General features: G+C 73.8%; 13 protein-coding genes. 12 read left to right on the forward strand and 1 reads right to left on the reverse strand.

Annotated features, from left to right (window positions below):
* The first annotated feature begins 102 nt into the window (after positions 1–102).
* The 9 genes from AAH991_RS25310 to AAH991_RS25350 all read left to right on the forward strand — a co-directional run bounded on the left by AAH991_RS25310 (position 103) and on the right by AAH991_RS25350 (position 9,234).
* Positions 103–822 carry a hypothetical protein gene (locus tag AAH991_RS25310; RefSeq protein ID WP_346228397.1) on the forward strand — a complete coding sequence of 240 codons (720 nt, stop codon included), beginning with the start codon at positions 103–105 and terminating at the stop codon, positions 820–822.
* Positions 816–2,075, forward strand: a complete 1,260-nt coding sequence (locus tag AAH991_RS25315) for a S8 family peptidase (RefSeq protein ID WP_346228398.1) — start codon at positions 816–818, stop codon at positions 2,073–2,075. The genes AAH991_RS25310 and AAH991_RS25315 overlap by 7 nt, the downstream gene beginning before the upstream one ends.
* A gap of 9 nt (positions 2,076–2,084) precedes the next feature.
* Positions 2,085–2,990, forward strand: a complete 906-nt coding sequence (locus AAH991_RS25320; RefSeq protein ID WP_346228399.1) for a hypothetical protein — start codon at positions 2,085–2,087, stop codon at positions 2,988–2,990.
* On the forward strand, positions 2,984–4,150 hold the full coding sequence (locus tag AAH991_RS25325; RefSeq protein ID WP_346228400.1) for a S8 family serine peptidase: 1,167 nt from the start codon (positions 2,984–2,986) through the stop codon (positions 4,148–4,150). Before AAH991_RS25320 ends, AAH991_RS25325 begins: the two co-directional genes overlap by 7 nt.
* A 114-nt stretch (positions 4,151–4,264) precedes the next feature.
* Entirely contained in the window at positions 4,265–4,633 is a 369-nt protein-coding gene (locus AAH991_RS25330) for a hypothetical protein (RefSeq protein WP_346228401.1), read from the forward strand.
* On the forward strand, positions 4,630–4,962 hold the full coding sequence (locus tag AAH991_RS25335) for an MGMT family protein (protein WP_428834025.1): 333 nt from the start codon (positions 4,630–4,632) through the stop codon (positions 4,960–4,962). The genes AAH991_RS25330 and AAH991_RS25335 overlap by 4 nt, the downstream gene beginning before the upstream one ends.
* Before the next feature lie 218 nt (positions 4,963–5,180).
* Positions 5,181–8,078, forward strand: coding sequence for a CDP-glycerol glycerophosphotransferase family protein (locus tag AAH991_RS25340; protein WP_346228403.1), 2,898 nt, complete (start codon positions 5,181–5,183; stop codon positions 8,076–8,078).
* 74 nt (positions 8,079–8,152) lie between these two features.
* On the forward strand, positions 8,153–8,647 hold the full coding sequence (locus AAH991_RS25345) for a signal peptidase II (protein WP_346228404.1): 495 nt from the start codon (positions 8,153–8,155) through the stop codon (positions 8,645–8,647).
* A 179-nt stretch (positions 8,648–8,826) separates the two neighbouring features.
* Positions 8,827–9,234 carry a DUF6010 family protein gene (locus AAH991_RS25350; RefSeq protein ID WP_346228405.1) on the forward strand — a complete coding sequence of 136 codons (408 nt, stop codon included), beginning with the start codon at positions 8,827–8,829 and terminating at the stop codon, positions 9,232–9,234.
* Between the two features lie 13 nt (positions 9,235–9,247).
* On the opposite strand, the gene AAH991_RS25355 is transcribed toward AAH991_RS25350, so the two are convergent.
* Complete coding sequence (locus AAH991_RS25355; protein ID WP_346228406.1) at positions 9,248–10,009, reverse strand: SDR family oxidoreductase; 762 nt, start codon at positions 10,007–10,009, stop codon at positions 9,248–9,250.
* 108 nt (positions 10,010–10,117) lie between these two features.
* On the opposite strand from AAH991_RS25355, the gene AAH991_RS25360 reads away from it, so the two are divergent.
* The 3 genes from AAH991_RS25360 to AAH991_RS25370 all read left to right on the forward strand — a co-directional run bounded on the left by AAH991_RS25360 (position 10,118) and on the right by AAH991_RS25370 (position 17,537).
* Positions 10,118–10,957 carry a helix-turn-helix transcriptional regulator gene (locus AAH991_RS25360; protein WP_346228407.1) on the forward strand — a complete coding sequence of 280 codons (840 nt, stop codon included), beginning with the start codon at positions 10,118–10,120 and terminating at the stop codon, positions 10,955–10,957.
* A 71-nt stretch (positions 10,958–11,028) separates the two neighbouring features.
* Positions 11,029–14,286 (forward strand): ATP-dependent helicase, encoded by a 3,258-nt coding sequence (locus AAH991_RS25365; RefSeq protein WP_346228408.1) that lies wholly within the window; start codon positions 11,029–11,031, stop codon positions 14,284–14,286.
* On the forward strand, positions 14,280–17,537 hold the full coding sequence (locus tag AAH991_RS25370) for an ATP-dependent helicase (RefSeq protein WP_346228409.1): 3,258 nt from the start codon (positions 14,280–14,282) through the stop codon (positions 17,535–17,537). The genes AAH991_RS25365 and AAH991_RS25370 overlap by 7 nt, the downstream gene beginning before the upstream one ends.
* Positions 17,538–17,604: the final 67 nt, after the last annotated feature.

A 17,604-nucleotide genomic window follows, 5' to 3' on the forward strand; every position in this document is an offset into this window, starting at 1 on the left:
TCCGTAGCGTCAAGTACTTTCCGTGCGATTTGGGGGGATGCCGGTCGGTAGGTCGCGTTAAGGTCACTGAAGGAGGGAGGCCACGACGGGAACGGAGGCGAAGTGGGCGAGACGCGGACCTGGCCTGCCGTGGCCGTGGCCTCCGCGATCACCCTCGTCCTGGCGATCGTCGGCGGGATCGCGGCCAGCGCCGCCGTCGCCGAGCTGACCAGAGGCCCGAGCGCCGCCGAGCTGCGCGAGGCACAGGCGGCCGAGACGGCGTTGCGGTGGGAGCGCTGGCCGGCCGGCCGGATCTTCCCCGCCACGCTGGTCTACACGAGCGAGCAGGGCGGGCGTGAGCTGGCGCGGCGGGTGGGCATCTCCTCGCGCACCGACTGCCGCGGCGCCGTCGACAGGGCCATCGCCGACCAGATGAAAGCGGCCGGCTGCCGGGCGATCCTGCGGGCCACCTACCTCGACGCCCTGCAGGGCATCGTGGTGACGATCGGCGTGGCGGCCTTCCCCGACGCGCTCGGGGCGCGCTCGGCCATCCCCGTCTTCCCGAGCGACGGGTCGGCCGCCCCCGGGCTGCGCGCCCTCGCGTTCCCCGGCACGGTGACCGACCGCTTCACGGCGAGCGGACGCCAGGCGCTGACCCTGCGGACGGCCGGGCCGTACCTCGTGATGGCGACGGCGGGGCAGGTCGACGGGCGTCCGGCCCGTGCGCTCGGAGAGCAACGGGACACGATGTTCTCGTTCACCGAGGACCTGGCCGAGGAGGTCGGCGACATCCTCACCGCCCCCGCCTCCCCGGACTGCACCGCCAAGGAGTGGCGGTGCTGACCGCGCTGCGGCGGAAGGTCCTCGCCGCGTCGGCCGCGGCGCTGCTCGCCGGCGCGTTCCTGCCCACCGGCCCGGCCGAGGCCGACGACGTACGGCTCAGTCAGCAGGACGTGCTGCGCACCCTGGACGTCGACGACGCCTGGCGGCTGACCAAGGGCAGGGGCGTCACCGTCGCGGTCCTGGACTCCGGCGTCGATCCCGATCACCGCGACCTCGCCGGGTCGGTCGTCACCGGGAGGGACTTCACCGTCGGGGCGAACCCGCGCGGGGTGCAGCCGGTGCGCCTGCACGGCACGTACATGGCCTCGCTCATCGCCGGGCACGGGCACGGCCCGGGCGGCGCCGACGGCATCATCGGCATCGCGCCGGAGGCCAAGGTGCTGTCCGTGCGGGTGATCCTGGAGGACGAGGAGCCCGGGTTCCGCACGTTCAACTCGGACACGCGGTACGAGGCCGTGGTCGCCAAGGGCATCCGGTACGCCGTGGACCACGGCGCGAAGGTCATCAACCTGTCGCTGTCGAAGGACATGCCGACGAAGGACGAGCGCACGGCGATCCGCTACGCGATCTCCAAGGGCGTCGTCCTCGTCGCGGCGGCGGGCAACGACGGGGCGGGCAAGCGGACCGCGCCGTACTCCTACCCCGCCTCGATCCCCGGCGTGATCTCGGTGGCCGCCGTGACGTCCACGCTGCGGCGCGCCTCGTTCTCCAACCGCAACTCCTCGGTCATGGTGGCCGCCCCGGGCGTCGACGTCCTCGGGGCCGGGCCGGGCGACGAGTACTGGGTCGGCCGGGGGACCTCCCAGGCGACCGCGCTCGTCTCCGGCGTCGCCGCGCTGATCAAGTCGCGCTACCCCCGCATGTCGCCCGCCCTCGTCGCGCAGGCGCTCACGTCGTCGCCGGCCCGCCGGGGTCCCTACAACACCGGCACCGGTTTCGGAGTGGTCAACGCGCACCGGGCGCTGAGCGTCGCGGCCACCCTCGCCCGCCACAGCGCGACGGCGTCGGGGGCCGGCGTGCAGAGCCCCTCGCGTCCCGTCCGCTCGGCCGCCGACGGCCACGACCCGATCATGGTCGTCCAGCGCGACACCGGGACGATCCTCCTCTACGGCGGCATCGCGCTCGGCGCCTTCGCCGGCTCCGGCGCGGGTCTGGCCGTCCTGCTCGTGCTCACGCGGCGGGCGCGCAGACGGCAGCGGGAGGAGGACGACGCGCTGCCGCCGGCTCCTTGGCCGACGGGCCTGCCGACGTAGCATCGAGGTATGCCGCCCGAGCAGTCCCGCACCCCGAAGACGGCACGGACGCCGTCCGGCCTCCGGCGGGCGGGCCCGCGGGCACTGCCGCTCGGCGCGTCCGCCCGGCGCCCGCGCGCGCGGCCCTGGAGGGCGTCCAGAGGGCGCGCCGCCGCCGCGCAGGCGGCCAGGGAGCGGGCCGAACTCGAGCGGGGCGTCCGGTTCCGCTCGCTCTACCTCACGATCATGGGTGTCGTCCTCGCCGTCGCGGCGGTGAACGTGCTGCTGGGATCGGTCGGGCTGATCCAGGAGAACAGGTCCCGGCCGCTCACCGACGCCGAGCGCGCCCGCTACGTGGCCGAGGACGTGGCCAGGCGATGGCGCGCGTGGCCGGCCGGGATGGTCTTCCCCGAGGAGTTGCCCTACACGGCGCTCGGCCGTGCGCAGCAGTACGCGCATCGGGTCGGCATCGCCCCCGAGGCGGACTGCGCGGCCGCGGCCGACTCGCCGGTGGCGTCGGTGCTGCGCAAGTACGGCTGCCAGGCCATGCTGCGCGCCACCTACGTCGACCAGACCTCGACGTTCGCCGTCACCGTGGGCGTCGCCGTGCTGCCGAGCGAGCAGGCCCGCACCGACGCGGCCGGCGAACTGCCCGTGGACGACCGGGTGGGCGTACGGCCGGTGGCCTTCTCCGGCACGGTCACCGACACCTTCGGCGCGGCCCAGCGCCAGCGCACCGGATGGGTGGGCGCGGGGCCGTACATCGTCTTCTCCACAGCGGGGTACACCGACGGCAGGACTCGTGCCTCCGTCCCCTTGGAGGAACAGGTGAACAGCGAGATGTGGCCCGTGGCCGAGACCGTGGCCGGGCGCATCGCGCGCGCCCTCGGAGAGCCCCCGGACGTCCCCCGTTGCACGCAGGGGAACGTGTGCTGAGGCCGGCCTCCGTCTGCGCGGCGCTGACCGCCGTCCTGCTGGGGGCCGGGCCGGCGGCCTGGGCGGCGCCGGGCGGCGAGGACGCGACGTGGGCGCTCGACGCCGTCGGCGCCGCCGCCGCGTGGAAGGTCAGCAAGGGCGCGGGCGTGACCGTCGCCCTGCTCGGCGCCGGGCAGCCGGACACCGGCCTGCCCGAGCTCGGCGACCGGGTCGAGCGCGGGCCGGACATGACGGGCACGGCGTTCGGCGACGAGACGGCGAAGTCGGGCGACGACGCGACCGCGATGGCCTCCGTGATCGCCGGGAGCGGGCGCGGCGGTGGAATCTCCGGGGTCGCGCCGGAGGCGCGCGTGCTGTCCCTGCCCGTGGTGGCCCCGCGGCCGCAGGGCGGCTCCGTCGATCCCGAAGGCGCGGCGGGGGAGTCGCAGGACAGCCCGATCGCGCGCGGCATCCGCTACGCGATCGGCCGGGGAGCCAAGGTCATCTGCCTGCCCGTCCCCGTGTACGCCGTGGACCGCGCGGAGCGGGACGCCGTCTCCTTCGCGCTGGCCAGGGGCGTCGTTCTCGTGGCGGCCGCGGGGGACGCGGGCCGGTCGCCCTACGCCCGGCAGAACGGCACCTCCTACTGGGCCTTTCCCGCGGGCTACCCCGGGGTGGTCGGCGTCGCCGCCGCCGACCGCCGGGGCGCCAAGACCGCGGGCAGCAGCGACAACCTCTCCGTCCTGGTCGCCGCGCCGGGGGACCGGGTGCCCGCCGCTCTCGCCGGCGGCCGCCACGGGACCGTGTCGGGGACCGGAGTGGCCAGCGCGATCGTCGCGGGGACTATTGCACTGATAAAGGCCAAATATCCGGATTTGTCGCCGGAATTGGTGTCGCGCGCGCTGACCTCGACCTCGCGGCCCCACCCCGCCGCGGGTTATGACGACAAAGTCGGATTCGGAGTAGTGGACGCGGCGGCGGCCCTGCGGAAGGCCGGGGAACTCACCGGGTATGGCCGCGCCTCGGCGGTTCAGGACGACGCGCACTTCGGCAAGGGCCCGGTCTCGCGGGGACCCGCGCGCCCGGGGCCGGATCCGGTTAGGCTCTGGATCTACGGCATCGCCGTTCTGCTGGGAATAGGCGGTTTCTGCGTCGGTGCCGTCGCGCTGCTCCGCCGATAACCGATGCCGGTGATCACATGTTGGCAGCCGTTTCGCAGCATTTCGGACGCGGTACTCCCGATGTTCGTGTTTCCGGTGACACGGCCGGGTCAAGTTTCGCTAAGGTCGCGGCTCATGGGGTACGAGCTGCGCGTAGAGCGTGATGCACCGCTCGCCTACGCCGAACTCGCGAGCGTCTCGGCGCAGGCCGGATTCGAGCTGCGCGGGTCGCACGAGGCGGGCGAGGTCGTCGCGCGCCACGGCGACTCCGTGCACCCGGTCGCGACCTGGTCGGGCCGGCTCTTCGGCCAGCCGGGATCGGACTGGCAGGTCGCCCAGCTGGCCCGTCTCACCGACCTCATGGGCGCCCGGCTCCTGGGCGAGGACGGCGAGGCGTACGGCATCAGGAACGGCGTCGTCGAGCAGATCAACGGATCGTCGACGTACGAGTTCGGCAAGCTCGAAGAGATCATCGCGGCCGGGCCCACCGAGTGGAGCGCTTGACAGACGGCCGCGGCCAGCCGCCGCCGTACGCGGAGCGGGTGCTCGACCTGGTCGAGCGGATCCCGCGCGGCAAGGTGATGTCGTACGGGGACGTCGCCGAGTATCTCGGTGAGGGCGGCCCCCGGCAGGTCGGCCGTGTCATGTCACTGTGGGGCGGAGCCGTGCCGTGGTGGCGGGTGATCCACGCCGACGGCACCCCCGCCTCCGGTCTGGAGGCCGAGTGCCTGGCCCGCTGGCGTGACGAGGGCACCCCGGTCCGCGGTGCCAGGGCCGACATGCGCGCGGCGCGCTGGGACGGCCGCGACCGACCGTCGTGGTCATCACCGTAGCCGTCTCCGGGGCCTGACCGGAGAGCTGACAAGCCGCACCGTGATCGGTCGGACGAGCATCTCCGTCCCCGCGTAGTGCCGCTCGTCACCCCGTGCCACAGGGGTGTCACCCGGTGATTCACAGGAAATCCACAGGCTTGCGCGAGTCAGGTCCGGCAGTGTTCCGAGGGCATTACCATTTTCTGAACACAGGTCTGGCGAAGGGCGGTGCCTCCCGTATGACACCCGCACCCACGAGCGATGCCGTCGCCGAGCGACTGCGGGCTGTCCAGGAGCTTTACGACCGGGGCGAGCCGATAGACGCGCTGGTCGCGCTCGTACGCGCGGAGGGGCTCAGCCCCGCGCAGCGACGGGAGGTCGACCGTGAGGCGATCGCCGGTCCCCTCGGTCTGCGCCTCGACGCCGCAGCCAAGCGCGGGCCCGCCCGCCGCCGCCAGGCCATCGACGTGCTCCGGCCGTATCTCGCGGAGGTCGACCCGAAGGTCAAGCGGGAGCTTCCGGTCGGGCGCCGGGTGGCCTGCCACCTGATCGAGACCCAGGACCCGGGCGAGCTCGCAGAGAGCGACGCGCTGAGCAAGCTCGCCGCCGCGGCGGCCGAGCCCTCCCGCCGGGTCCGGCGGGGCCTGCGGTGGTACGCCGACCTGCCGGTCGAGGTCGCCGACCCCTCGCTGCTGCGCCTGCGGGCCGCCGACCTCGTGCCGGTCACGCAGATCGACGACATCACCTGGGTGGGCAACCGCCTGCGGGTGACCGGACATGCCTACATCGCGGGCCTGTCGGTCCGCAGCGGCCGCTTCAACCGCGCCACGGTCGTGCTGCACGGCCCCCGGTGGCTGCCCCGGGTCAGGATGAGGACCCGCAGGACCTACCGCCCGGAGGCCACTCACGCGGCCCGTGAGCCCGGATGCAACTACGACTGGGCGGGCTTCACGGCCGAAGTGCACCCCTTCGCCCTGCGCTGGCGTGCCGGCGTGCGGGCCCTGGTGCGCGGCACGAAGCGGGTGCTGCGCCGCCGTCACATCGTCCAGGACACCACCACCTGGCGGGCCGAGATCGTGATCTGGAGCCGCGCCGCCCGGGCCAAGGGCGTGCTGCGCGGTCCCGTGATCGGCCGCACCGAGCGCCCCGCCGGGCTGCAGGTGCGCCCGCGCTGGTGGGTGCGGCCCGTGTGGACCTCCGACAAGGCGCTGCAGGTGGTCTACCAGCCGACCCGCGCCCAGCTGACCGGCGTGCGGCTCGACGGCGACAGCGTCGAGCTCACCGGCTTCCTGCCGGGCCGGCCCATCACCAAGGGCAAGGCCCGCGTCGGCGGGCACCGCATGTCGGCCGACTTCACCCCGGTCGAGGGCGGCAGCCGCTTCTCGCTGTCGCTCGCGGTCGGCACCCTGCTCAACGCGGAGTCCCGGCGGCTGTGGGTCGAACCCAAGGGCGACCCGGCCGCGGCCGTGATGCTGGAGGGCGCGGAGGAGACCCGTCTCCTCGTCGGCGAGCGCGAGGTCACGGTGCAGGGCGACCGGCGCGACCGGGTCGTCATCTCCGGCCACAAGATCCTGCCCGTCGTCACCTCGGCCGAGTGGCACGACGAGTCGATCGCGCTCACCGGCCGCTACCCCGACCCCGACCAGGGCCCGCGCGAGCTCGTGCTGCGGCACCGGGGCGGGCTCACGATCCGCGTGCCGGTAGAGCGCGACGGCGAGCGGTTCACCGTGCGGCTGTCGCCCGGCGCGATGCCCCGCTTCGGGTCGGCCGTGCCGCTGGCCGAGGGCAGCTGGAACATCTCCCTGGCCCCGCCCGGCAGGTACGGCCCCGCCATGGTGCCCGCCCGGTTCGACCACGCCGGCCTCGACGCCCTGGACGAGAGCCCGCGGACCATCGGCGGCCGGGTCTACCGGTTCGTCGCCACCCGTTACGACGTGCCGGTGCTGCTGGCGGCCGAGGACCGGCCGGGTGACGAGCGGAGCGCGGCGGGGGTGTGGGCGCTCAGCCGCACCTTCTACCCCGCCGAGCGGGCCCGGCCCCTGCGGGAGGCCACCGTCTACGTCTCCTTCGACGGCCGCGCGTACTCGGACAACCCGCGCGCCATCTACGAGGAGCGGCTGCGGCGCGGCGACGAGAGCGAGCACATCTGGGTCGTCAGGGACGGCGCGTTCGTGCCGCCGGGCTCGCGCGAGCTCGGCCTCGGCGACGGCGTGACGCCCACGGTCGTCCGCGAGGGCAGCCGGGAGCACTACGAGGCGCTGGCCCGCGCCCGCTACGTCGTCTCCAACGGCTTCCTGCCGCAGTGGTTCCGCACCCGCGAGGACCAGGTGTGCCTGCAGACCTGGCACGGCACGCCGGTCAAGCACATCGGCCGCGACCAGGCCCACATGAAGCGTGAGCCCCGGCCCCCGGTGTGGCACCGCCAGGCCGTGGAGGTGCGCGGCTGGGACGTGCTGCTGTCGCAGAGCCCGTGGGCGTCGGGTGTGCTGCGCAAGGCCTTCGGCTACGAGGGCGAGATCCTGGAGTCGGGCTACCCGCGTAACGACCTGCTCGTCTGCGGTGACCGTGACGCGCTGGCCGCGGAGATCAGGCGCCGGATCGGCATCCCCGAGGGCAAGCGGGTCGTCCTGTACGCGCCGACCTACCGCGACTACGACCGCAGGAACGCCGTGGTCAAGCTCGACCTGACCGACGCGAAGCGGGCGCTCGGCGCCGACCACGTCGTGCTGGTGCGCGGCCACATGATGCAGGCCTTCCCGCACGTGAACGCGCACGACGGGTTCGCGATCGACGTGACGACCTACCCCGACACCGCCGACCTGCTGCTGATCGCCGACGTGCTCGTCACCGACTACTCGTCGGTGATGTTCGACTTCGTGGCGACCGGGCGGCCGGTCGTGCTGTTCACGCCGGACCTGGGCAAGTACCGCTCGTCCCGCGGGCTGTACCTCGACCTGGAGTCCCAGCGCCCGGGGCCGCGCCTGGAGACCTCGCCCGAGGTCGTCGAGGTCCTGCGGAACATCGACGCCGTGACCGCCAAGCTGGCCGATCGCTACTCGGCCTTCGTACGGACCTACGCGCCGCACGACAACGGCAAGGCCACCGCCCGCGTCATCGACCACGTCTTCACGTCTTGAGCGAGGCCGAGAACGTCGCGGATTGCGAGGCAGGGGTGCCGGACGGACGAGGTCCGCGGGAGATGAGGCCGGGCATGCGACCGTATGGGCGGATGCTCGTGCTGGCCGCGGTGGTTCTTCTCGTGGACCAGGTCTCCAAGTTCTGGGCGATCTCCGCGCTCTCGGGCGGTGAGAGCATCACGGTGATCCCGCGGCTGATCCGGTTGCGGTTGTTGCTGAACCCCGGCGCCGCCTTCTCGATCGGCGAGGGTGCGACGTGGGTGTTCACCCTGACGGCGGCCGTCGCGGTCGCCGGCATCCTCCACGTCGGGCGGCGGCTGCGGTCGCCGGCCTGGACCCTGGTGCTGGGTGCGTTGCTCGGGGGCGCCACATCCCATCTGCTCGACCGCCTCTTCCGCCCGCCCGCCTTCGCCCGGGGCCATGTCGTGGACTTCATCGACTACGGCGGCCTGTTCGTCGGCAACGTCGCCGACATCGCGCTCGTGGGCGGCTGCGCCTTCCTCCTGGTGCTGAGCCTGCGCGACGTCCCCCTCGGAGGCGTACCCGACAAGGCGCGCCCCTCCGCATAGGCGGACCGCTCCGGCGGCGCCCCGCGCCTGGCGATATCCCGTCGGCATCTGTCGCCAATCCCTCTGGGAAGACGTGCCGGGTGACTGGTTGGCTTCCTGACGCGGGTTCGCCGGCACCGTCCCGGTGCCGGCCGTCCGCCCGCGCCGGACAGCCAGCCATCCGAAAGAGCCCCACGATCATGAGTGTCGTCACGCCGATCCTGATCGGCCTCGCCTACGCCGTGCTGATGTCGTTGATCCCCGAACCGCACCGCCGTCGCTTCAACGCCATCATGGTGGCCGGAGCGGGGGCCGCCTACCTCAGCGGCGGGGGCCTCGGCGGCTGGGAGTTCCCCTTCACCGCCCTCGTCGCGTACTGCGCCTACCGCGGTCTGGAGTCGTGGACGTTCATCGGGATCGCCTGGCTGCTGCACACCGGATGGGACATCCTGCACCACCTCAAGGGCAGCCCGATCATCCCCTTCGCCCATGACTCGTCCTTCGGCTGCGCCATCTGCGATCCCGTCATCGCCCTGTGGTGCTTGCGGGGCGGCCCCTCGCTCATCGGCCTCGTCCGGACCCGAGTCACCCGGCCGCGCACACCGTGACCGGCCGGCGTCGTCAGGCCTGGTTCGTCGGCAGCACGACGACCTGACGGAGGTTGACGTGCCTGGCCCGGCTGACCGCGTACCCGATGAGGTCGGCGATCTCCTCGGCGGTCAGGGGCGTGATGACCTGGAACATCCCGGCCAGTTGCGCCCCGAGCTCCGCACTGTCGACGTGGTCGCCCAGTTCCGTCGCCGTCAGGCCCGGCTCGATGTTGGTCACCCGTACACCCCTCGGGCCGAACTCCGCGCGCAGGTTCGCGGACAGGTGGCTGAGGGCGGCCTTGGTCGCCCCGTAGACGGCGTAGCCGGGGAAGACGAGGTGGGCGCCGATCGACGAAATGGTGACGAGGTCGGCCGTCCGGCCGTCGGCCGCCGCCGTGAGCAGGTCGGCGGTGAAGGCCCTGATGATCCGCAGGGCCCCGGCGAGATTCGTGTCGAGCATCCGCGTCCACTCGTCGGCGCGGCCGTCGTCGATCGAGTTGGGCAGCATCACGCCCGCGGCGTTGACCACCAGGTCCACGGGCCCGAACTCGGCGTGGATCCGGTCCACGGCGGCGGACACGCTGTCGTCCCGGGTGACGTCCGCGGTCACGGCCAGCGCGGTGCCGCCGTCCGCGGCGATCTTGCGGGCCAGGTCCTCCAGCCGGTCGGCGCGGCGGGCGAGCAGCGCGACCTTCGCGCCGGAGGCGGCCAGCAGCCGGGCCGTCGCCTCTCCCATGCCGCTGGCGGCCCCGGTGACCACGGCGACGCGTCCGGCCAGGTTCTCGTAGCTCATCGTGACTCCTTCGAGTTCGCGGTTCGACGAGAGCCACTCTGCCGGGGCGGGCCGGGCCCACCCAGCGCACGCCTTTTACTGGTAACGGCGGTACTAGGCTTGTGTGTCATGCATGGTGAGCTGGGACGGTTTCTGCGCTCCCGCCGGGCCCGGATCCGGCCCGAGGACGCCGGCCTCCCGGCACACGGGCGCCGGCGTGTCAGCGGGCTGCGGCGCGAGGAGGTCGCACTGCTCGCGGGCATGAGCGTGGAGTACTACATCCGCCTGGAGCAGGAGCGCGTCCGCAACGTCTCCGACGAGGTGCTCGACGCGGTCGCCCGGGTGCTGCGCCTGGACGGCACCGAGCGGGCGCACCTGCGCCGCCTCCTCCGGCCGCCGGACGACCGGCGGGCTCCCCTCGCCCATGTCCGGCCCGGGGTGCGGATGCTCCTGGACGCGGCCGACTCCGTGCCGGCGTTCGTCCTCGGGCCCCGGATGGACGTGCTCGCCTGGAACGCCCTCGCCGACGCGGTCACCGGTTTTTCGGACATGCCCGCAGGCGAGCGCAACATGGCCCGCCAGACGTTCCTTACGCCGCGGGCGCGCTCGCTCTACCGCGACTGGGCGGCCGTGGCCGCCGAGATCATCTCCTATCTGCGCCTGTACGCCGGGAGGCACCCGGACGACCCGTTGCTGGGCCCGCTCGTCGCCGACCTGTCCGCCGATCCCGATTTCGCCCGGCTGTGGGAGGAGCACCCGGTGGCCGAGAAGACCTTCGGCGTCAAGCTGCTGCGCCACCCGGAGCTCGGTGATCTGGACTTCGCGTACGAGACGCTGGCCCTGCCCGGGGACCCCGACCTGCTGGTCGTCATGTACACCGCCGATCCGGTCTCCCCGACCGGCCGTGTTCTGAACCGGCTCCGCGAGGCCCGCGAACCGGGCGTACGGGAGGCGGCGGCCGCGGGCTGATCCGCCCGAGCAGGACGCGGAGTGGGCATTCGGGCACGATCTGCCCCAGTGATCTGGTGGAATGCTGTGTTGTGAGTGGTCAGAACTACCGTCTGGTACGGCGTGGCGGGGTGGGGCGGCGTTCGGCTCCCGTGCTGGACGAACATCAGCGGGCCGTCGTCGGGCACGAGAGCGGGCCCCTGCTCGTGCTCGCCGGGCCGGGAACCGGCAAGACCACCACGATCGTGGAGACCGTCGTCGACCGGGTCGAGCGCCGGGGCGTGGACCCCGAGCGCGTGCTCGTCCTCACGTTCAGCCGCAAGGCGGCCGGCGAGCTGCGGGAGCGGATCACCGCCCGGATGCGCAGGACCACCAGGACCCCGCTGGCCCTCACGTTCCACAGCTACGCGTACGCGCTGCTGCGCCGGGAGGCGGTGCTGGCCAATGAGCCGCCGCCGCGCCTGCTCACCGGTCCCGAGCAGCTGCTGGAGATCCGGCGGCTGCTGCACGGCGAGCTGGAGGACGGCGCACGGCACTGGCCGCCGGACATGCGGGAGCTGCTCAAGACCCGCGGGTTCGCCGAGGAGCTGCGCGACTTCCTGTCGCGGGCGGCCGAGCGCGGTCTGTACGGCGACGCGCTGGTGCGGCTGGGCCGCGAGCACGGCAGGCCCGACTGGGAGGCCGCGGGGCTGTTCTCCTTCCGCTACCAGGACCGGTTCGACCTCGATCCGGTGCCCGCTCTGGACTACTCGGAGCTGATCCGCGAAGCGGCCGGCCTGCTGACCGACGGCGAGGTGCGGCGGCGCGAGCGGGACGCCTACGACCTGGTGCTGGTCGACGAATACCAGGACACCGACCCGGCGCAGGAGTTCCTGCTCGGGCAGCTCGCGGGGGACGGCCGCGACCTGATCGCCGTGGGCGACCCCGACCAGTCCATCTACGGATTCCGCGGCGCCGACGTGCAGGGCATCCTGCGGTTCCCCGACCGGTTCAGGACGCCGCACGGCGATCCGGCCCCGGTGGTCGCGCTGCGCGTGTGCCGCCGCAGCGGCCCGGCCCTGCTGGAGGCCTCCCGCCGCGTCGCCCAGCGCCTCCCGGCCGTACCGGGCCACGAGAACAGGGCCGGCGGCCACCGCGACCTGATTCCGGTCGAGGACGCGGATCCGGGCGAGGTGAAGGTCCTGCTGGCCGACAGCGCCACCCAGGAGGCCGCGGTGGTGGCCGACACGCTGCGCCGGGCGCACCTGCTCGACGGGGTGCCGTGGTCGCGGATGGCGGTGCTGGTGCGCAGCGCGGTCCGGCAGGTGCCACTGCTGCGGCGGGCGCTGGTCTCCGCCGGGGTGCCCGTGGTGGTCGCGGGCGACGAGCTCCCGCTGGTGCAGGAGCCCGGCGTCCGTCCACTGATCACGCTGCTGCGGGTGGCCGCGTCGCTCGAGGCCCGCGACACCACGCCCGCCGCGCCCGCCGCGCCGGCCGCGCTCGACGTCGCGACCGCCGAGGAACTGCTGACCGGCCCTCTCGGCGGGACCGACATGATCGGCGTACGCCGGCTGCGCCGCGCCCTGCGGATCGCCGAGCACGAGGCGGTCGCCGCGGAGGCCGCGAGTCAGGAGGAGGGCCGGCCGGCGCTGCCGTTCACCCCGCGCTCGTCGGACGAGCTGCTGGTCGCGGCGCTGTGCGACGCCCGGGAGCTGAACGGCGTCGAGCCGCACGTGGCGGCGCCGGCCGAACGCCTCGCGCGGCTCGTCGCCACCGCCCGCGGAGCCGTACGGCACGGCCGGGGCGCCGAGGAGACGCTGTGGGAGATCTGGCAGGCCAGCGGGCTCGCGGAGCGCTGGACGGAGGCCAGCCTCGCGGGCGGGGCGCGAGGAGCGCAGGCCGACCGCGACCTCGACGCCGTCGTCGCGCTGTTCGACCACGTGGCCCGCTTCGCCGACCGGCTGCCCAAGGCCGGGGTCGAGGTGTTCCTCGACGACCTGACCTCCCAGGAGATCGCCGGTGACACGCTGGCCGAGTCGGCCCCCGAGGGCGACGCCGTACGGATCCTGACCGCGCACCGGTCCAAGGGCCTGGAGTGGGACGTGGTGGTGGTCGCGGGCGTGCAGGAGGGCCTGTGGCCCGACCTGCGCCTGCGCGGCTCGCTCCTCGGCACCGAGGCGCTGGTGGAGTTCGCGGGCGGCTCGGCGCTGGACACCACCCAGGCCGCGACGGCCGCGCTCGCGTCGAAGCTGCTCGCCGAGGAGCGGCGGCTGTTCTACGTCGCGGCCACCCGCGCCCGCAGCAGGCTCGTCGTCACCGCCGTCGGCGGTGAGGACACCGACGAACGGCCCTCCCGGTTCCTCACCGAGCTGCTGCCCGGCGGCGTGGAGGCGGCGACCGTGGACGACCGGGCCCGGTGGCTCAGCATGTCCGCGCTGGTCGCGGACCTGCGCGCGGCCGTGTGCGACACGAGCAGGCCCGAGGCGCTGCGCCGCGAGGCCGCCGCGCACCTCGCCAGGCTCGCCCGGGCCGGGGTGCCGGGCGCCAACCCCGGCGAGTGGTACGCGCTGACCCCGATCTCCGACGACCGGCCGCTCGGCTGGCCCGACGACGTCGTCCAGATCTCGCCGTCGTCGGTGGAGAGCTTCACCAAGTGCGGGCTGCGCTGGATGCTGGAGACAGCGGTCGGGGCCGGGTCCTCGAACGTCACCCAGAGCCTCGGCACGGTCGTCCACGCGATCGCCGCGATGGCCACCGAGGACGGCACCGACTACGTCAAGCGGCTCGACGACATCTGGGACCAGTTCGACTTCGGCGGGCTGTGGTTCAACCGCAAGCAGCGCCGCGTGGCCGAGCAGATGGTCGACAGGTTCGTCCGCTGGCAGAAGGACAAACCCCGCGACCTGGTCGCCGTGGAGGAGGCGTTCACCGTACGGGTGCCGGGCCACGACATCCAGATCACCGGCCGGGTGGACCGGGTCGAACGGGACGAGGCCGGCCGGGCCGTGATCATCGACATCAAGACCGGCAGCGGCAGGCCCAAGGACACCGAGATCGACCGGCATCCGCAGCTCGGGGTCTACCAGCTCGCGACGACGCTCGGCGCGTTCGAGCGGCACGGCCTCGTCCAGCCGGGCGGGGCGTCCCTGCTGCACCTGGGCAAGGCCGCGGGCCAGGGGGCCGACGCCAGGGAACAGGCGCAGCGGGCGCTCGCCGACGACCCCGAGCCCGACTGGGCGGAGGACCTGGTCAAGACGGTGGCGACCGGCATGTCCGCCAACGTTTTCGTCGCCACGGTCAACGACGGCTGCCGCACCTGTGCCGCTAAAATCGCCTGCCCTGTGAACGACAACGGAGGACAGGTGTGCTGACGCCGGGTGAGCTGGCCGGCCGGCTCGGGATCCTCCCGCCGACCCCCGAGCAGGCGGCCGTCATCGAGGCGCCGCTGGAGCCGATGGTGGTCGTGGCGGGGGCGGGGTCCGGCAAGAGCGAGACCATGGCCGGGCGGGTGGTCTGGCTGGTCGCCAACGGCCTGGCCAGGCCCGAGCAGATCCTGGGCCTCACCTTCACCCGCAAGGCCGCCGCCGAGCTGGCCGAGCGGGTGCGCAAGCGGCTGGACGGGCTCGCGGCGGCCGGCTTGGTCGAGCCCGAGCTGCTCGACTCCGAGCCGACGGTCTCCACCTACCACGCGTACGCCGCCCGGCTGGTGACCGACCACGCGCTGCGGGAGGGGCTCGAGCCCACGATGCGGCTGGTCAGCCCCGCCGTCGCCTGGCAGATGGCGGCCCGGGTGGTCGGCCAGTACGACGGGCCGATGGACCGCGTGGACCTGTCCCCGCCCAGCGTCACCGCCGCCGTGCTGGACCTGGCCGGGGAGCTGGCCGAGCACCTGCGCGACCCGGCGGACGTACGCGAGATCGGCGACTGGCTGCGTGAGCGCCTGGCCTCCCTCACCGGACGGATCGTGAAGGACCAGCGCAAGCCGGTGGAGACCCAGGCCATTCGCGAGCAGCTGCTGCCGATGGTCGAGGCGTACGAACGGCTCAAGCGCGGCCGGGAGGTCATCGACTACGGCGACCAGATGGCGCTGGCCGCGCGGATCGCCTCCCGGCATCCGGAGGTCGGCGCGTCCGAGCGGTCCCGGTTCTCGGTCGTGCTGCTGGACGAGTATCAGGACACCAGCCACGCCCAGCTCGTGCTGCTGCGTTCGCTGTACGGCGGCGGCCACCCGGTCACGGCGGTCGGCGACCCCTGCCAGTCGATCTACGGCTGGCGCGGCGCGAGTGCGGGCAACCTGTCCCGGTTCCCCGGGGACTTCCCGGCGGCGTCCGGAGACCCGGCGCAGGTGCGGCGGCTGTCGGTCAGCTTCCGCAACGGCGAGCACGTGCTCGGCGTCGCCGCCCGCATCCAGGCGCCCCTGTGGCATGAGGCCCGCGAGGTGCCGGTGCTGGTGCCGGGGGGCAACCGGGTGGGCCGGGGGCGGGTGCTGTGCGCCTTCCACGAGACGGCCGAGGACGAGGCCGAGTGGATCGCCGAGGGGCTGGCGGGCATGCTCCACGGCGAGGGCGCCCCGGACGGCCTGCCCTGGGGTGAGGGCGAGCGCACCAAGCGCGGCCCCGCCCTGCAGCCGCAGGACGTCGCGATCCTCGCCCGCAAGCGGTCGCAGTTCCCGGCGCTGCGGCGTGCGCTGGAGGCCCGGGGTGTCCCGGTGGAGGTCGTGGGGCTCGGCGGGCTGCTCACCGTGCCCGAGGTGGCCGACATCGTGGCGACTCTGCGCGCGTTGTACGACCCGACCGCCGGGGACGCGCTGGTCCGGCTGCTCGCCGGGCCACGCTGGCGGATCGGCCCGGCCGACCTCAAGGTGCTCGGCGACCTGGCCCGTGAGCTCAACAAGGAGATCAGGGCGGCCAGGGGCGGGCCGCGCCCGGAGGACCCGCTCGACCAGGTGGTCACCGACCTCGCAGAGGAGCGCGGCAGCCTGATCGACGCGCTCGACGAGCTGCCCGACCGTCCCGACTGGCTGGAGCGGTTCTCTCCGCTCGCGCGGATGCGGCTGCCCGCCGTCGCCCGGGAGCTGCGCCAGATGCGCGCGCACGCGGGGCAGCCGCTGCCGGATCTGATCAGCGAGATCGAACGCCGGCTCGGCCTCGACGTGGAGGTCGCCGCCAGGGGAGGCAGCCCGCTGGCCGCCCGGGCCGACCTCGACGCCTTCCTCGACGCCGCATCCCGGTTCGCCGGCGACTCGGAGGATCCGACGCTCGGCGCGTTCCTGGCGTACCTCAAGGCGGCCGAGAGCGAGGAGTTCGGGCTGGAGGCCGGGCGGGTCGGCGACAGCAACACCGTGAAGCTGATGACCGTGCATGCCTCCAAGGGGCTGGAGTGGCCGGTCGTGGTGGTCCCGGGCCTGTCGCAGCTCACCTCGCAGAAGGGCGGGCTGATCAAGGGCAGCATGTTCCCCGCGACCCCCGTCACCAACTCCCGGTGGACGGAGAACCCGCGCAAGCTCCCGTACCCGCTGCGGGGGGACAGCGCGGACCTGCCCGAGCTGGCCGGGCTGGACCGGGAGGCGCTGGGCGCGTTCGAGGAGCGCTGCCGCGACCGCGACCTGATGGAGGAGCGGCGGCTGGCGTACGTCGCGGTCACGCGGGCGCACTACCTGCTGATCGCCTCCGGATACCGCTGGGGCACCTCGTCCCGCCCGCTGGAGCCGTCGGACTTCCTCCGGGAGATCCGCGAGGCGGGCGCCCGTGTCGTCCGCTGGGCCGAGGACGCGGAGAGCCCGGACAACCCGCTGCTCGCCGAGCCGCCCGTGGCCGAGTGGCCGTCGGTCACCGTACGCGACGCGATCCTGGACGGCGCCCGCCTCGTGGAGGAGGCGATGATGAGCGACGCCCCGCCCCCTGCGGCCGACGACCACGCGCTTGTCCGGGACTGGGAGCGGGAGCGGATGCGGGCCTGGGCGCGCGACACCGACCTGCTGCTGCGCGAGCGGGAGACGAACCGCCGGCGGGCCGGGGCGGTCGTGGAGCTGCCGTCCCGGCTGTCGGTGTCGTCGCTGGTCACGCTGGCGCAGGACCCGGCGGCGTTCGCGCGGCAGGTGCGGCGGCCGGTGCCGCGCAAGCCCGCGCCGCTGGCCCGCAGGGGCACCACCTTCCACCGCTGGCTGGAGTCGCGCTGGGGCCAGCAGCGCCTGATCGACGACCTGGAGCTGCCCGGCGCCGCCGACGAACTGTCGGAGACCGAGGTCCAGCTCGCCGAGCTGCAGGAGCGGTTCGAGGGGAGCGAGTGGGCCGCGCGTGAGCCGGTCGACCTGGAGATCCCGTTCGAGACCATGATCGGTGACCGCCTGGTGCGCGGCCGGATGGACGCGGTCTTCCGCGAGGGCGACGGCTACGTGGTGATCGACTGGAAGACCGGGGAACGGCCGCAGGGCAGGGCCGCCGAGACCGCGTCGGTGCAGCTCGCGGCCTACCGGGTGGCCTGGGCCTCACTGGCCGGGGTGCCGCTGGAGAAGGTCGGGGCGGCCTTCCACTACGTCCGCTCGAACGAGACCGTCCGCCCCGTGGACCTCCTCGACGCGGACGGCCTCACCACGCTCATCCAGCGGGTTCCCGAGGATTGACGTGCTCCTCGGCATGAAGCAGGCTTCCCTCGTCCCGTGTGACAATCGAGGTTCTGTTCCTGTCGGT

Source organism: Microbispora sp. ZYX-F-249 (assembly GCF_039649665.1).
GTDB classification, from domain to species: Bacteria; Actinomycetota; Actinomycetes; order Streptosporangiales; family Streptosporangiaceae; genus Microbispora; species Microbispora maris.

What these genes read in the sequence shown, in the direction of transcription:
- AAH991_RS25345 (WP_346228404.1), top strand. Translation starts at nt 8,153, where the DNA reads ATGCGACCGTATGGGCGGATGCTCGTGCTGGCCGCGGTGGTTCTTCTC.
- AAH991_RS25360 (WP_346228407.1), top strand. Translation starts at nt 10,118, where the DNA reads ATGCATGGTGAGCTGGGACGGTTTCTGCGCTCCCGCCGGGCCCGGATC.
- AAH991_RS25320 (WP_346228399.1), top strand. Translation starts at nt 2,085, where the DNA reads ATGCCGCCCGAGCAGTCCCGCACCCCGAAGACGGCACGGACGCCGTCC.
- AAH991_RS25330 (WP_346228401.1), top strand. Translation starts at nt 4,265, where the DNA reads ATGGGGTACGAGCTGCGCGTAGAGCGTGATGCACCGCTCGCCTACGCC.
- AAH991_RS25355 (WP_346228406.1), bottom strand. Translation starts at nt 10,009, where the DNA reads ATGAGCTACGAGAACCTGGCCGGACGCGTCGCCGTGGTCACCGGGGCC.
- AAH991_RS25350 (WP_346228405.1), top strand. Translation starts at nt 8,827, where the DNA reads ATGAGTGTCGTCACGCCGATCCTGATCGGCCTCGCCTACGCCGTGCTG.
- AAH991_RS25340 (WP_346228403.1), top strand. Translation starts at nt 5,181, where the DNA reads ATGACACCCGCACCCACGAGCGATGCCGTCGCCGAGCGACTGCGGGCT.